The organism is Akkermansiaceae bacterium, from assembly GCA_019634595.1.
Lineage (GTDB): Bacteria > Verrucomicrobiota > Verrucomicrobiia > Verrucomicrobiales > Akkermansiaceae > Luteolibacter.
Genome location: JAHCBC010000002.1, coordinates 684,058 through 699,944 on the forward strand (window position 1 = coordinate 684,058; position 15,887 = coordinate 699,944).

Consider the following 15,887-nt stretch of genomic DNA (forward strand, 5'->3'; position numbering starts at 1 on the left):
GCGGATGCCTGCCGATCGTTCCGCGAAACCCCTCCCGCCGCGCCATGCGGCCGGGAGACGTTTCGTGGTTGCCGGGGTCTGGCTCCCCGCCTTGGTGGTGCTGGTGCCCGTGCTGGTCGTCCTCTGGCGCGCGGGCATGCCCGGCGGGGAGGAGTGGACCCGCATCTCTGAGGAGCGTCTGCCCGGCTACCTGCGCCAGACGCTGATCCTGGTCGCCGGGGTCACCTCGCTCTCCATCGTTTTCGGGGTGCCCGCCGCGTGGTTCGTTTCCACTTGCCGTTTCCCGGGCCGCAGGTTTTTCGAGGTGGCCATGCTGCTGCCCATCGCCATGCCTGGCTTCATCGCCGCCGTGGCCTATGTCGATGCCTTCCGCGGGTTGATTCCTTTCTACATCTGGATCCGGAAAAACTTCGGAGTGGATGCCTTCCTGAAGTCGCAGGAGATCATGCCGTGGATCTTCGCCACGGTCGTCCTCGCGGCCACGCTGTTCCCCTATGTCTATCTGAGCTGCCGGGCGGTCTTCGCGCGGCAGGCGGCCGGTCCGCTGGAGGCGGCGCGCCTGCTGGGTGCGGGTGCCTTCCGCAGGTTCCTCACCATCGCGCTGCCGATGGCCCGCCCCGCTGTGGCGGCGGGTGCCGCGCTGGTGGCGATGGAGGCCGTGAATGACTACGGCGTGGTTTCCCATTTCGGCCTGTCGCCTCTCACCCCCGGCGTTTTCCGGGCGTGGAATGAAGGCCAGCTCGTTTCCGCCATGCGGCTCGCCGTGGTGCTCATGGCGGTGGTCGTCGTGCTGCTCGCCGCGGAGCGCTGGCAGCGTGGAGGGAAGAAATTTTCGTCGGACTCACCGGACATGCCGCTGACCCGTGCGGACGCCGGCATCACCGGAACGGCGCTGGCGTGGCTGGCCTGCGGCCTGCCGCTGGTCCTCGGCTTCGTCATCCCAGGCTGGCGGCTGCTGCGTTGGACCCTCGCTTCATGGGATGTCATGAACTGGCCGGACAACCTCCGCGCCGCGGGAAATTCCTTCCTGCTCGCCTCCGGTGCCGCCCTGCTGGTGGTGGTCGGGACCATCATCCTCGTCGGTGGCTGCCGCGCGTATGGCGGCCGGTGGTTGGTGCTCGCCCGACAGACCGGCATCCTCGGCTACGCCTATCCCAGCGCGATGGTGGCGGTGGGCACTGGAGTGCTCGTTTCCGTCCTCGCCTTCGACTTTCCCGGCTGGGCGTGGCTCGCGTTGAGCGCCTCCACCTTCGGCCTGTTCCTCGCCTACTTCATCCGCTTCCTCGCCGTGGGCATCCAGCCCGCGGCCGCCGCGTTCGAGCGCCTGCCCGCCAGCCTGCATGAGGCGGGCCGCATGCTCGGCACCGGTCCGCTGCGCACGCTGCGGGTGGTGGACCTGCCGCTCATCCGTCCCGCGCTGGTTGCCGGGGCCACGCTCGCGTTCATCGATGTTTTCAAGGAACTGACCATGACGCTGGTGCTGCGCCCGTTCAACTTCGAGACCCTCGCCACGCTCACCTTTCGCCTCACCGATGAGAGCCGCATCCCGGAAGCGGCGCTGCCCGGCCTGCTGATGGTCGCGCTCGGCCTGCTCGGCCTCATCCCACTCGTCCGCCTGATGCGCCCCGCCTCGAAATGAATCTCCTGGAAATCCACAACCTTTCGAAAACCTACCGCGGCGGAGTTCGGCCCGCCGTCCACGGCGCGTCCTTCGCCTCGGCTCCGGGGGAGATCATCTCGCTGGTCGGTGAGAGTGGCAGCGGGAAGACCACGCTCCTCCGCCTGATCGCCGGGCTGGAGTCGCCGGACGAAGGAACCATCACCCTGGCGGACCGCGTCATCTCCTCGCCAGGTCGTGGCATCCAGCCGGAGAAGCGCGGCATCGGCATGGTGTTCCAGCACCACGCGCTGTTCCCGCATCTCACGGTGGAGAAGAACATCTCCTATGGCATCCGCAAGCTGCCCCGGGCGGAGCGCGCGGAAACCGTCCGCTCCCTGCTGGAGCTCGTCGGCCTGCCCGGCTTCGGTGGCCGCTATCCGCACCAGCTTTCCGGCGGCGAACGCCAGCGTGTCGCCCTTGCCCGCGCCCTCGCGCCAAAGCCGGAACTCCTGCTCCTCGACGAGCCGTTCGCCAGCCTGGATGCGGGCCTGCGCGAGGAACTCCGTGAGGAAACCCGCCGCGTACTGAAACGCCACGGCAGCAGCGCCGTCTTCGTCACCCATGACACCGCGGACGCGCTCACCGTCGCCGACCGCATCGTCGTGCTCAACCAGGGGACCATCCAGCAGATCGGCACCCCTGCGGAAATCTATGGCCGCCCCGCGAATGCCTACGTCGCCTCCTTCTTCGGAGCCTGCAACTTCGTGCCGCCCGGGCAGTTGGCCACCTGCCTCCACATCGGCCCCGGTCCGGAAGCGGAAGGCCTCTGGCTCAGGCCGGAATCACTCGCCCTCGTCCAGTCCGGCGAAGGCATCACCGGAGTCATCACCACCGTCCGCTTCCGGGGCACCCACCATGAGATCATCCTCGACTGCCGTTGTGAGGTCCATGGTGTGTTCACCATCCAGCTCCACCACCCGGGAGACCAGCCGGTCGCGGTCGGCGAGACCTGGCTGATCGCCCGGCGGTGAACGTGGCTGCTGCGTCCCGCAGCAGGCCGTGACATCGGCGTCCCGCCGATGATCCATGGCAGCCATCCGGTTGCGGGGCCGCTGCCGCGTGATCTCGGCGCAAAAGCAAAGGGGCGGACGGTCATGGACCATCCGCCCCGGGAGGTGTTTGGCAGGGAGTGTTACTGCTTCGTCTTGTAGAGTCCCACACCGGCGGCCCACAGCTCGCGGGTGGCCGGGTTGAAGCGCAGCACCATCGGCTTCACGAAAGGGATGTCGCCGGTGATGTCGGTCCAGGTCGCGCCGTGGTCGGTGGACTTGTGGATGCCACCGATGGCCGTGTTGCCCCAGTTGATGTTGGAAACCCAGATCGTCTTCGGGTCGCCCGGATCGACTTCCAGTCCGACGGTGGACATGTGCTGCGGGAAGTTCGTCAGCTTCTTCCAGGTCTTGCCATGGTCGGTGCTGCGGTGCAGTTGCGCGCCGGAGGCATAGATGGCCCCGTCCGTGGAGACGTGGAGGTTCCAGACGAAGTTCTCGTTCGCAAAGACATTCTGCCAGGTGTTGCCGCCATCCTCGCTGCGCCAGATGCCTCCGCCCGCGCCGCAGGCACCCCAGAAGATCCGCTTGGAGTCCGTCGGGTCCACGGCCAGGCCGTAGAACATCCGGCGGCTGCCGGGCTGGTTGGGCATCTGCTTCCACGAAGCACCGCCGTCCGTCGATTTGAAGATCCCGCCGCCATTGTGGCCGTCCTCCGCATCACCATCGAGGCCCATGTAAACGATGTTGGGATCCTTCGGATCCACCGCCAGCGCGCGCGGGTAGCCCCGGCCCCACATTGTGCTTTTCTTCAGCCGCTTTTCGGGAAGCCCCTCCTTGATGATCTTGAACGTCTTGCCGCCATCCTCGCTGAGGACCGTGCTCTGGCTGCCATCGTCCCATGGGGAAACGGTGGCGATCACGCGTTCCTTGCCTGCCACTTCATTGACGGCAACGCGCCAGTTGTGGCCGCTGAAACCGCGCACATGGGAGAGCGGCCAGAGCTGCTGCCAGGTCTTTCCGCCGGAGTCGCTCACCAGCGTGCCCTCGTCCATGACCGAAACGAAAGTCCGGCCCTTGGAAAAGCGCACGTCCGTGATGACGGAGATGTCCGCCCCCGCGTCGCGCTCGGTCCAGGTCACGCCGCCGTCCGTGCTATGCGGGCACCGCCAGTTCGCGCTGATGAACAGCTCCTTCCCGTCGCGTGGATTCACCGCGATGTTGGTCGGCGCACTGAGCGCCGACATGCCGTTGAAGACGTTGTCCAGCGTCGGGTTCCCCACCGGATCCACCTTCAGCCTCGATGAGGATTTCCACGTCTTCCCTCCGTCCTCGGAGCGATAGAACTTCCCATTCCAACTGATGCTGCCGATCGCATAGACATGCAGCGGGTTCGTCGGGCTGACGACCACCTCCATGATTTCCATGCCCTTCTCGATGCCTTCCGAGGATGGCGCCCAGGTCTTGCCGCCGTCGGTGGACTTGTGGATGCCGTCCTTGTGGAAGGCCCCGTAGATGATGTCCGGGTTCGTCGGGTCGAAGGCGGAGCTGCCGGCCTGCGGCGGCGTGCCCACCCGGTTCCAGGTCTTGCCCGCATCCTTGCTCAGCAGCAGTCCGTCATTCTGGGTTCCTGCCAGCACCAGCGACGGGTTCTTCGATGAAATGTTCACCGCATACACGGTCCCGGCCGCCACCGGGCCGAGCTTGATGTTGCCGAAGAACTGCAGCGTCTTGTCCGTCTTGAAATCACGGATGGTCGCCTTCACCGGTTTGTCCGCCGGACCGCTGGTGAAGAAAAATTCTTTCAACTCCAGCACCGTCTGCTCCGCAGGCAGGTTGCCGGAAATGGCGAGATCGAAACGATCAATCGCCGCCCAGTCTGGGGTGGGGTTTTTCGCCGCCGCGTCCGGGTTCTTCTTCGCGTAGCCCGGCTCGACGATGAAATCCGCCGCGCCCATGACGATGTCCTGCCACTCCGTGCTTTTGTAATGCGGGGCCAGGTTCTTGCTCCGGTAGGTGATGCCGGACTTCGTCCGTGCCGTGAAATAGGAATCCTTCGCGGTCGATCCGTCGCCCTTCACCGTGAAGCCGACTCCGGAAAGTTCCGACGTGTTCGCCGTCGCCGGGACCGTCACCGGGATGGCGATGTCACCGAAGAATTCGGCGTTCACCTTCCCGTACTGCACGCGCAGCGAATCCCCGCCGCTTTCAGTTTCCTTCGACCAGGAGACGGTCCACGTCTCCCCGCCGTCCACGGATTTATAGACCTTCCCACCCGGACTCGCCGCGTAGAGGTTCTTCCCATTCGTCGGGTCCACCGCCAGCGCGCGCACGCTCTTGTCGCGCTCCGCGGTGATGCGGAGTTCCTTTTTCCCGGTGTTGGGCAGTGTCTTCCAGTTCTCCCCCGCGTCGGTGCTCTTGCTCACCCCGTCCTCGGTGATGGCATAGACCGTGTCGGGATTCGTCCGGTCCACGGCGACCGAATAGACGGCATAGGAAACCAGGCCGTTGTTGATCATCTTCCACTGCTTGCCGTGGTCGTCCGTCCGGTAGATCCCCGCGACATCGCCGCCGAGGTAGATGGTCCCTTTCTTCGTCGGGTGGTACTCCGCTGCCCAGAAAAAGCCGCCGCCGCCCCAGCCCGCCTGCTCCCATTTGGTTTCCGCGGCGATCAAGTGGCCGGGGGAGAGGATCGTGGAGGCCAGCAGCCCCCATTTCAGTGGTTTGGGTAGGTTTCGTAGCGAGGACATGGAGGATCGGGTTGGGGCAGTTGTCAGGGTCAGCCGTAACCTTCCGGAAGCGGAGATTCTTTCACAAATGGCTGCCGGGATCGCCCGACCTGCCCATATGGCCAAGAAGCCTGTTTTTTGATGGCCTCCGGTGTCCATTCCCAAAATGACGGGGAAACGGATGATTGACGTCCGGGCAGGGGCATCCACCATCCCGCGACTCACGCATTTTACCGCTACATGGCAGACAAGACCCGCTTCCACTTCACCGGCATCTGTGGCACCGCCATGGGGGCTGTCGCCGCCGCCATGAAACAACGCGGTTTCACCGTGACCGGTTCTGACGCCGCGGTGTATCCGCCCATGTCCGACTTCCTGCGGGGCCAGGGCATCACCATCGCGGAAGGCTACAAGGAGGAGAACATCCCGGCGGATGCGGATGTGGTCATCATCGGCAACGCCATTTCCCGCGGGAATCCGGAGGCGGAAGCCGCGCTCGACCGCAAGCTGCTCTACCATTCCCTGCCGGAGGTCATGAAGGAGTTCTTCCTCCGCGGGAAACGGAACCTCGTCGTCTCCGGCACCCACGGGAAAACCACCACCTCCTCCATGCTGGCGTCGGTCCTCCGTGACGCGGGGAAAAACCCCGGCTTCATGATCGGCGGCCTGCCGAAGAATCTCGGCTGCGGCGCTTATTTCCCGGACTCCGAATTCAACGTGCTGGAGGGCGACGAGTACGACACCGCCTTCTTCGACAAGCGCTCGAAGTTCCTCCACTACCTGCCGGACTGCGTCGTGGTGAACAACATCGAGTTCGACCACGCGGACATCTACAACTCGTTGGACGAGATCAAGCTGACCTTCCGCCGCCTGCTCAACATCGTCCCCCGCAGCGGTCGCGCCTTCGTCAATGGCGACGACCCCAACTGCCTGGACGTCTCCGCCAACGCGCCATGCCCGGTGACCCGCGTGGGCCTCGGCGAGAACTGCGACCTGCGGATCGAAAATGTAAGCTATGAGCCGGAGCGCAGCTCGTTCACCCTCGGTGGCGTGCCCTATTCCGTCCGCATGACGGGCGAATTCAACGTCCGGAATGCCGCGATGGCCGCCGCCGCCGCCACCTTCGCCGGGCTTTCCGCGGAGGAAATCCGCGCCGGGCTGGAGAATTTCGAGGGCGTCGCCCGCCGCCAGGAACTCAAGGGCGAGGTGAACGGCATCAAGGTGGTCGATGACTTCGCCCACCACCCCACCGCCATCAAGCTGGCGGTGCAGAGCCTGCGCCAGAAATTCAACGGCGACCGCCTGTGGGTGCTTTTCGAGCCGCGCTCGAACACCACCCGCCGTGCCGTTTTCCAGAATGAGTTGGCCGAAGCGCTGGCCACCGCCGACTGTGCCGTGGTCGCTGCCATCCCGGATCTCCACAAGATCCCGGAAAACGACCGCCTCGACCCCGTGAAGCTGGCGGACGACATCAGCCGACTGGGCGGCGAATGCGCCTACCTCGCGGATGTCGATGCCATCGTCGCCTACGTATCCGAGCGGGCCGCCAGCGGGGATGTCATCGCCGTCCTCAGCAACGGCGGCTTCGGCGGCATCCACGGCAAGCTGCTGGACGCCCTGGCCTGAAAAGGTAGGGCGCACTGGTGTTCGTGCCCGGCATCTCCGGCGGTCCGGAGTGAATTTATTCCCCACAAGTGGCCGGGCATCAGGAGCACCCGTTGGTCCAGCCCCGGGGGGAACGTCCCGGGAAACTTCGCGGTGGATGATGCTTTCGCCGGATTGCGGACGCTTATTTCCGCTGTTTTCCCCTTATTTGGCTGGAAAATTTGATTGCCGGGGGGCCGGTGAAAGATTGGGGTTGGGATCAAGCCCTTTTGGTGTATATACATTTCGAAAACCCCAAAACCCCATGAAACCCTCTCGTCTTCCCGCCTTCCTCCGTCGTGTCCTGGCGTTGGCTGCCCTGCCCCCCCTTGCTTCGTCCACGGCTCTGGCCGCCACCTGGTATTGGGATACCGACTCGGTCACCGCTGAAGCCCAGCAGGCCGCCGGGACATGGACCAACGGCGGCTCCACCTGGTGGGACGGCGCCGCCACCGTGCCGTGGAATAATGCGGCCGGAAACATCGCCCATTTCGGAACCAATACCGGCGCGGGGATCTCCGGTACGACCGATGCGAGCCGGTTGATCACCGTTTCCGGCACCGTGAACGCCGCGGGGCTGATTTTCAATGCGACGAGCTTGTCCAGCTACATCCTGAGCGATGGGCAGATTGCTTTGGCGGCCGGATCGACCATCGACGTGAAGGGATCAGATGGCACTGATACGAATACCAAGCGCCATCGGATCACCGGCGTCATTTCAGGGAACAACATCAACATCGCGCGCACAACGACAGCTACCCTGGCCATGCTCCGGTTGTCCGGCGGCAACTCCTGGACGGGAAACCTGACGCTCTCCGCGAACACGGGGAACGAGGGGATGTTTGTCGAAGCCCTCAACCCAGCCGCCCTCAACAACCTGTCCAGCGTCACCGTCGGGGAGCGTTCGAGCATGATTCTCGCCTCCGCGGCTCAATTCACCCCGAATTTCTCCATCACCGGCCTCGGCGCGGGCGGCAACCGGGGGGCGATCCGCTTTGATACCATCGGCGCCAGGCTCTCCGGCTCCGTGACCCTCACCGGAAATGCGACCGTCAACGCCAGCAGCGGCATTACCGCCACCATATCGGGGCCCATCATCCAAGGTAGCAACACACTGGACGTCAACAGATCAGGTGGTGGTATTCTGATCCTGAGCGCGAACAACAACCTCACCGGGCCGGTGACTGTATGGACCGGGAATCTGGCGTTGTCCGGCAACAACACGATTGCAGGAACCATTGCGGTCGGGGCCAACAGTCTGTCTCTCTCCGGTGACAACCAATTCGTCGGAACAGGGCAGATCACTCTCAACGGAGGATCGCTCACGCTCACCCGGCCGACTTCCGTTCAGGCCGCCGGGTCGATCCCGAATCCCATCATCCTTACCGGAGACGCCAACACCATTGTCGCCATGGTCGGCCCGGGTGGTTTCTCCGAGAGTGAGTATGCCGCCCTGCCCTCCATGGCAATCGGCGGCGGCGGGTCAGCCGCCTACGGTATGGGCGCTCTGGCAGACTTCACGTGGGACGGTGCTCTCTCCGGCACCCGGGCCTTTGCCAAGAGTGGCCCTGGCACCCTCACCCTTTTGGGGAGTCGCAGTGACAGCGGTGGAATCGTCATTCGTGAAGGCCCGCTCCGGTTCTACCACATCGCCAATGGAGGCCAGAACTCCTCGATCGGACGCTCCCCCTCCGCTGCGGCAAACCTGGTCCTCAGCGGCGGGCGCCTGATGTACGTCGGACCGGAAGCCCAGACCGACCGGCTGTTCACTCTGAGCGGCAATTCCGTGATCGATTCGTCCGGCCACGGTCCCCTCCGTTTCACCAATCCCGGCAGCATTGTCACCAGCGGCGCGAACCGCAACCTTACTCTCACCGGCTATGCACCGGGTGAGAACAGGATCGACAGCATCATCCCCAACACGGGCGGCGGGGTGTCCATCACCAAGCAGGGCACGGCGTCGTGGACGCTCACCGGCACGAATGCCCATACCGGCACCACCCGCAACAACGGCGGACTCCTCACATTGGACTATACCAACGGAGATCCCATCAGCACCGGTCAGGTGCATCTCAACGCGGGGGAGATCCGCATCAAGGGCAAACCGTCCGGCACCGAGGAAACCTTCAGCACGTTCCGGCTGGCGGTCAACCAGCACACCGCCGGCACGCTGAGATTCGAGGGAAGGGTGAACCTTACCATGACCTCTCTCGACGGTGCGGGACAGACCCAGCGGAATGACCTCATCGATATCTCAAGCAATCCGAACAATTCCATTTCGGTGGGGAGCACCACCAACCCCATCAGGGTGGTGGGCGGGGTGCTGCAGGCGAATACCTCCACCGAGACGAATGGACGCGCCAACATCATCCTGCGGGACAAGGATGGGACCTACGGCTTCCCGACATTGAGCGGAATAACCACGGGCAACCTGGTCAAAGCCACCCTGACCAACATCCCATCCGGCTCGACCGCCGCCTTCAACGATCTCACAAAGAATTACAGGGTCACGAAAGGGGACTATTCCGCCACCGGCGTTTGGAGCGGCAACCTTGAGAATCTGCTTTTCCACACCATCACCTTTGACTCAACCGCTCCCGATGTCTCCACCGACAATGAGATCATCCTGAACATGAATGGCACCCGGATGACGCCCACCTCGACCGGAAAAGGCATCCTGATCACGGGAAACAACAATGTGACGATCAACAACATTGACGATTTCAATTCCAACACCCAGCCGATCTGGTTCCACAACTATCTCCAGCCGAACGCCACCTTCAAGATAACCGGGGATTTCGACCAACAGTTCCTTATCATCGGCGGAAGCGGATTCACCGAATATTCAGGTTTCCTGCAAAAGACGGACAATTTCTTCGTCCATGGCTCCGCGGTGCGGATCTCACGCAACCAGATCCTTTTCGCGACGCAGGGGAACTTCCGGGTGGCCGCGGGTGGTGTCCTCGAGCTGGGCGCGGACTTCTTCCGGCTGGGGCTTTATCCCGAATGGGATGAGGTGGATTTCACGAAGCCGTTGAGGACCAGCCAGACCGGCGGCATCGCATTTTACGGGGATTCCGGGCTCAGCGCTTATTCCAATGCTGCGCCGACCCCTACGGTGCCGATCCCCAGGAGGGTGGTGCACTTCGCGAACACGGATAGCAGCGGCGTTCCGATCAGCCAGGATCTCACTTGGGGGGCTGAGCGCTTCCTCACCCAGCCGGATTCCGAGGCGGATGGGGACTACACCTTCAAGCTGTCCTCCGCCAGATCGAACGCCATGCTGGAACTGCGCAACAACATCAACCTGAACGGCCGCAGCCGGAACATCGAGGTGGCGAATGGCAGTGCGGCCGTTGACGCGCTGCTCAAGGGGGTCCTCAGTGGCAGTGATGCCTCAGGGATCATCAAGTCCGGAGCCGGCACGCTCCAGCTCGCAGGCCAGAACACCTACAAGGGGGAGACCCGCATCCAGGAGGGCAAACTCATCGCAGGGACCGGGAACCTGCATTCATCCTCCAGAATCTCCATCGCCACACCGGCCTCCGGCGGCACCGGCACGCTCCAGGTGACCAGTGATCTCTCCGTCGCCGCCGTCATGATCGACGGGGTTGCCCAGCCTGCGGGCAAGGTGACGCATGCCAGCGTCGACGGAGCCGGATCGCTCTATGTCGGCGCGATCATGACCCCCTACCAGCAGTGGGTCAGCAACAACAACCTGGGCACGGGTGAGTCCGCCGCCGACTACGACGCGGACTTCGACGGTGTGAAGAACGGCATCGAGTATGCCGTGGGCAGCAACCCGAAGGGTTCCACTCCATCGGTTCTGACTCAGGTGGCCGGCAGCCCCAGATCTGTCAGATTCAACCGTGCGACCAGCCCGGTCCGCAGCGACCTGACCCTCTATCTGGAAGCCAGCCCGGATCTGACGTCGTCCTCTTGGACGGTGTTGGCGACGAGCACCGCGGGTGCCGCGATGATCAGCAGCGTGGGCGCGAGCGCGACCGTGTCGGAGTCCGCAGGCACCGTCACCGTCACTGACAACAGGACTCCCGTTCCGGGGAAGGTGTTCTATCGCCTGAGGGCCCAAATCCCCTGACGCGGGGAGGATTCCCGGCATTTCAGCGGCGCGGCTCCCGGATTCGGGAGTTGCGCCGCTTCTCTTTTCGCTCACTCTTCCCCCGCAAATCCTATGAACCGACGCAAACTCCTCACGATGGTGCCTGCCGCTGCGGCCCTTCTTTCGCTCCGCTCGAAAGCCGCCCCCATCCCGGCCTCCGCCGCCACCCAGGCCGGCTTCGCCATTTCCGTCCAGTGCTGGTCGCTGAAGGAATTCACCCTTTTCGAAGCCATCGAGAAAGCCGCCTCCGCCGGTGCCACCGGAGTCGAGATCTTCCCCGGCCAGAAGCTCTCCCCCGAGGATGAGACCAAGGTGGGACCGGACATGGCGGATGACAAGATCGAGGCGCTGAAGGCCCATCTGGAGAAGAACAAGATCGCCGCCGTCAACTTCGGCGTCACCGGCATCGACAAGGATGAGGCAAAGGCCCGCCCGGTGTTCGAGTTCGCGAAAAAGCTCGGCCTCTACGGCGTCACCACCGAGTCGCTCGGCTCCCTTGATACCCTTGAGAAACTGGCGAAGGAATACGACGTGAAGGTCTGCTTCCACAACCATCCGAAGCCCACCGCCCTCTGGAACCCGGACACCATCTGGGACGCCATCAAGGACCGCCATGAGAACATCGGCTTCTGCGCGGACCTCGGCCACTGGGCCACCTCCGGGCTGGACCCTCTGGAGGTCATCAAAAAGATCGCCCCGCGCGTCCGTTCCTTCCACATGAAGGACCGCGAGATCGTCGGCAAGCCGAGCCGTGACCGTCCGTTCGGCACCGGCGTGATCGACAACTTCGCCATCCTCGATGAGGTCCGCAAACACGGCTTCGCCGGCAACGTCACCATCGAGTACGAATTCAACTGGAAGAACAACGTGACGGAGATCGCCCAGTGCGTCGGCTACCTCCGCGCCTACTCCGCCACCCGCAAGGGCTGATCCGCCCGCCGCATTCACGGAGCCCCGCCCGCGCCACCCCGCGGCCGGGGCTTTTTTATATCAACGGAGCGCGGACTTCAGTCCGCTCGGTTTCGCAAAGCCCTATCCTGGGTTGAGCCGAGAACTCGCGTGAGTGGCAGGGACCGCATTCCATGCGGTCAGGTTGGGGAAATGTCCCTCATCCCGGGATACCATCCATGTGGGCATCATCCCTGATTCTCTCTGAAAGAGGCCCATCAGCCACTGTCATCCCAAGGCATCAGCCGCCGTCCCCAGCCTGACCGCATGGAATGCGGTCCCTGCCACTGTCACTTATCCGTGATCCTCCTCAGCTTCGGCTTGAGCACCGTTCCATCCATCAGCACCACCCGATGGCTTTCGGCGTTATCGTCCACCTTCAGGGTGATGAGATAGTAACTGATCCTTTTCCCGGCCTTGTTGTCCTCCAACAGGTCGAGCTTCCGGACAGGCAGTCCACCGGATTCCGGCTTCGGCTCCACCGAAGCGGATGCCAACTCGATCGCCTTCGCGGCGGAAAGCGGGGGCATGCCCGATGCGTGGGGCAGCCGCGCGAGCAGCTCGGGGCTGATGAAGAATTCATAGATGAACTGGAGGTCATCCCCCTTCGGATCGGCCTTCAGTGTCGGGTCCAGCATCACTGCATCCGGCACCGCGACCGTAGGTCCTGCATGGAACAGGATCTCCTCCGCATGCGAGGAGCACGGGAACACCAAGCCCAGACATGCCAACGCTGGAATGAACGATTTCATGGTTCTGCCATCCTTTGCCAAATTTCCCGTGGAGTCCATTCCTTCCGCAGGCGGATCTCCGCCACCTCAGCCCCGCCGATTCGGATTTTCTTCGATGCGCCATCTGCCGTGAAGCCCAGCCGTTGGTAGAAACCGATCCCTCGTTGATTCTGTTCCAGCACCCACAGTGTGGTGGGAGATCCGGAGGGGAAATGGCCCTCCATGGCCTCCATCAATTTCTTTCCGCTGCCGCCGCCCCAGCAATCAGGGGAGACATAGATGGCGTGGATCTCGGATGTCGCCGCCCCATCGTCATCGCGGCTGCCGCCACCGGAAACCCAGCCGGTGATCGATCCTCCCCGAACGGATACCAGTGTGATACTTCCGCGTCCGGCGAGCTCGCGTTCCCAGAACGCGGTGTGTTTTTCGACGGAGAGAGCGGCAAGGTGTCCATCCGGCAGGATTCCGGCATACGCAGCCTGCCACGATTCAACGTGGATCTCCGCGATGGTCGGTGCATCGGCGGGAACGGCGTCGCGTATCTGGATTTCATCCGGCATTCGCATTCATTGGGAAAATCCGCCGGGCGGAAAATTTGTCTGCATGACGGTTGATGCTGGTGCGCCATGCGAAAGAAAAACCCGGACCCCTCGCGGAGGCCGGGTTTCGGGAAAAGTTGGTGAAGGACTCTTACTTCGGCTCCCACGCCAGCACCTGCCCGCGCTCCTTCAGGCGTGCCTGGAGTTTCGGGACATCCACTTCCTGCACCTTCTGTCCGGCCTTGACCGCCTGGGCCGCGGCGACGCCGGAGGACTCGCCCAGGACGGCGAAGACCGGCTCCATCCGCGCGGAGGCGTAGGCGATGTACGTGGCGCTGAAGCAGACGGGGACCAGCAGGTTCTCACATTGCTCCGCCTTCGGCGTGATCGAGCGGTAGGGAACCGGATAAGGATGCCCGGTGCCTTTCGGTCCGCCGATGAACATATTGCCCTCGGTGGCGACGCCGATCTCTCCGCTCTCCGGGTGCTTCGCCACGTAGCGGCGCGGCGGGTAGGTGTCCACGCCGTAGAGGGCGAGGCCGACGGCATCCTTCTCGTCCGTCTTGTTGAGCACGTCCTTGTGGGAAAGTTTGTAGGGAGCGTCCATCCGGCGGCTGATGCGGACATACAGTTGGTTCGGCCAGCCGTTGGTGTCCGGGTGCGTTTCCAGCTTCAGTCCCAGCTTCGCGGTTTTCTCCCGGAACTCCTGCGGAACGCGCGGGTCGGTGGACATGAAGTGGTGCAGTCCGGCGAGGTAGTCGCGGTGCTGCCTCCAGACCTTGGATTTGGTGGCGTAGTCGCCATCCTGATAGAAGCGGGAGAGGTTCAGCGGAGCCATCGTCACCAGCGAGTTGCGCTGGTAGTTGTATTCGCCGGAGTTCATCCAGCCGGGGAAGATCGCGGAAAGCCTCTCGTCGAGCTTCTTCGGATCAGCGGCGTGCTGCTTCTTCAGGTGCTCCACAAAGCGTCCCACCAGCTCGAACTGCGCCGCGTCATATCCCTCCGGGACGCCGAACTCCGCGCGCGCTTCGGGATCATCGGTGACGTAGAACCGGTAGTTGTAGGCTTGCGTGTAGTCGTCCGCAGCACCCAGCGGCTTGCCATGATCGGCATCGACCAGTGGCAGCACGCCGCTGGTGGGATCGCCGGGTTTCACGTAGGGATCGATGGGGGTCCAGTTGGTCTGCTTGCCCACGCCCGCCGGTTCCTCGTTGAACTCGGAGGCGGCTTCGCGGCCCACGGAGTAGGAAACCCCGGCCTTTGCCATCAGGTCGCCTTCATAGGATGCATCGATGAAAACCTTCGCCTGGATCTGCTTTTCAGGGGAACCGGGGAGCGCTTCCGGGATCGGGATGCCTTCCTTGTCGGGCGGGGCGTTCTCCAGCGTGAGCGTCGTGATTTTCGCTCCTTCCTTGGTGGTGGATTTCACCCGGTGCTCGCGGACGATCTCGATGTTCTCCGCCTTCAGCCATGCCTCGAAATCGCGGCGCAGCAGGCTGGGGAAATTCCCGAAGGTGAAAATCTTCGACTGCGTGAGGCCGCCGACGGCCCTCGGTTCCGGACAGTCCTGCTTCGTCTTGATGCCCGCGCCGAGGATGCCTCCGACCCAGCGGGACGGCTCGATGAGGATGACGCTCGCGCCTTCCTGCTTGGCCGCGATGGCCGCGTTGATGCCGGCGGGCGTCGCGCCATAGACGCAGACATCAGCCTTGATGGTGTCCTGGGCGTGGGCGGCGGCGATGAGCGCCGCGAGGAAAGGGATGGTTCGTAGGGATCGGATCATGATGTTCTGTGGATGCGTCTGCGGGTGAAGGGAAGAAGGAAAAGGAAGCCGGCGGTGAGAAGGGCGGAGGGTTCCGGAATGGTGGTGAGCTGCACGTTGTCGATCCGCACTCCGCCCGTGTCCGTGGTGGTCGAGCTGTTGTCGAAGCCATAGAGCCGGAACTCGACGGAGGTGAGGCCCTGGTAGGCGGGATTGGAAGCCAGGTTGATGAGGGCCAGGTGCGGCGACGAGCCGCCGGGCGGGGTGAAGCCATTGACTCCGGCGCCGCTGGCGACGAGGTAGGCCCCGGTGGTATAGATCGTGGTCGCGAAGGCATCGACACTGGACCGGACGAAGATGGTGCCTTCGATGTTGATGGAGCCGCCATAGTTGAAGCTCAGGGTGTCCAGGTTGAGCGTGCCGGTGACCGCCGTGACGGTGAAGGTCCAGTAGTCGTTGGCGGCGACGGTGGAGATTTCATCGGTGCCGTTGGTTTCCGCGGTGAACATCGCCGCGGAACGGTTGCCGGTGGTATAGTTGTAGGTGGAGTAGCGGAGGGCGCCACCGTTGATGCCGGAGCCGACGCCGAACGGCTGCGCCGTCGAGTTCGGATCCGTGTCCGATGATGTGGGGGTGGCGCTGCCACCATCGAACTGGTAGGACGCCACGGTGGCAGCGGGGGACATGGCAACCCCACCGAGGCAGGCCATGAGAATGAGGGCGGAGGTTTTTTTCATGGGTTTGCGGAACAGGATTCCGGAAGCT

10 protein-coding genes are annotated in these 15,887 nt (G+C 63.6%); 5 read left to right on the plus strand and 5 right to left on the minus strand.

Annotation, left to right across the window (positions count from 1 at the left end; genetic code table 11):
* Nucleotides 1–4: 4 nt before the first annotated feature.
* Both KF712_08700 and KF712_08705 read left to right on the plus strand, forming a co-directional pair.
* Nucleotides 5–1,639, plus strand: a complete 1,635-nt coding sequence (locus KF712_08700) for an iron ABC transporter permease (GenBank protein ID MBX3741055.1) — start codon at nt 5–7, stop codon at nt 1,637–1,639.
* Nucleotides 1,636–2,631 (plus strand): ABC transporter ATP-binding protein, encoded by a 996-nt coding sequence (locus KF712_08705; protein MBX3741056.1) that lies wholly within the window; start codon nt 1,636–1,638, stop codon nt 2,629–2,631. The genes KF712_08700 and KF712_08705 overlap by 4 nt, the downstream gene beginning before the upstream one ends.
* Nucleotides 2,632–2,792: 161 nt before the next feature.
* Here KF712_08705 and KF712_08710 read toward each other — a convergent pair whose 3' ends face one another.
* The gene (locus KF712_08710) at nt 2,793–5,399 is read right to left on the minus strand and encodes a hypothetical protein (GenBank protein MBX3741057.1); all 2,607 of its coding nucleotides are present in this window, start codon (nt 5,397–5,399) and stop codon (nt 2,793–2,795) included.
* A gap of 219 nt (nt 5,400–5,618) precedes the next feature.
* Here KF712_08710 and mpl point away from each other — a divergent pair, with 219 nt between their 5' ends.
* From mpl to KF712_08725, 3 genes are all read left to right on the plus strand, one after another.
* Nucleotides 5,619–7,004 carry a UDP-N-acetylmuramate:L-alanyl-gamma-D-glutamyl-meso-diaminopimelate ligase gene (gene mpl / locus KF712_08715; GenBank protein MBX3741058.1) on the plus strand — a complete coding sequence of 462 codons (1,386 nt, stop codon included), beginning with the start codon at nt 5,619–5,621 and terminating at the stop codon, nt 7,002–7,004.
* A 283-nt stretch (nt 7,005–7,287) separates the two neighbouring features.
* Entirely contained in the window at nt 7,288–11,121 is a 3,834-nt protein-coding gene (locus KF712_08720; GenBank protein ID MBX3741059.1) for an autotransporter-associated beta strand repeat-containing protein, read from the plus strand.
* 93 nt (nt 11,122–11,214) lie between these two features.
* Entirely contained in the window at nt 11,215–12,072 is an 858-nt protein-coding gene (locus KF712_08725) for a sugar phosphate isomerase/epimerase (GenBank protein MBX3741060.1), read from the plus strand.
* 308 nt (nt 12,073–12,380) lie between these two features.
* Here the strand turns inward: KF712_08725 and KF712_08730 are convergent, their stop codons facing one another.
* The 4 genes from KF712_08730 to KF712_08745 form a co-directional block, all read right to left on the minus strand.
* The gene (locus tag KF712_08730) at nt 12,381–12,842 is read right to left on the minus strand and encodes a hypothetical protein (GenBank protein ID MBX3741061.1); all 462 of its coding nucleotides are present in this window, start codon (nt 12,840–12,842) and stop codon (nt 12,381–12,383) included.
* Nucleotides 12,839–13,381, minus strand: a complete 543-nt coding sequence (locus KF712_08735; GenBank protein MBX3741062.1) for a GNAT family N-acetyltransferase — start codon at nt 13,379–13,381, stop codon at nt 12,839–12,841. The genes KF712_08730 and KF712_08735 overlap by 4 nt, the downstream gene beginning before the upstream one ends.
* Before the next feature lie 130 nt (nt 13,382–13,511).
* On the minus strand, nt 13,512–15,143 hold the full coding sequence (locus tag KF712_08740; GenBank protein MBX3741063.1) for an FAD-dependent oxidoreductase: 1,632 nt from the start codon (nt 15,141–15,143) through the stop codon (nt 13,512–13,514).
* On the minus strand, nt 15,140–15,859 hold the full coding sequence (locus tag KF712_08745; GenBank protein ID MBX3741064.1) for a hypothetical protein: 720 nt from the start codon (nt 15,857–15,859) through the stop codon (nt 15,140–15,142). The genes KF712_08740 and KF712_08745 overlap by 4 nt, the downstream gene beginning before the upstream one ends.
* Between the last annotated feature and the right edge of the window lie 28 nt (nt 15,860–15,887).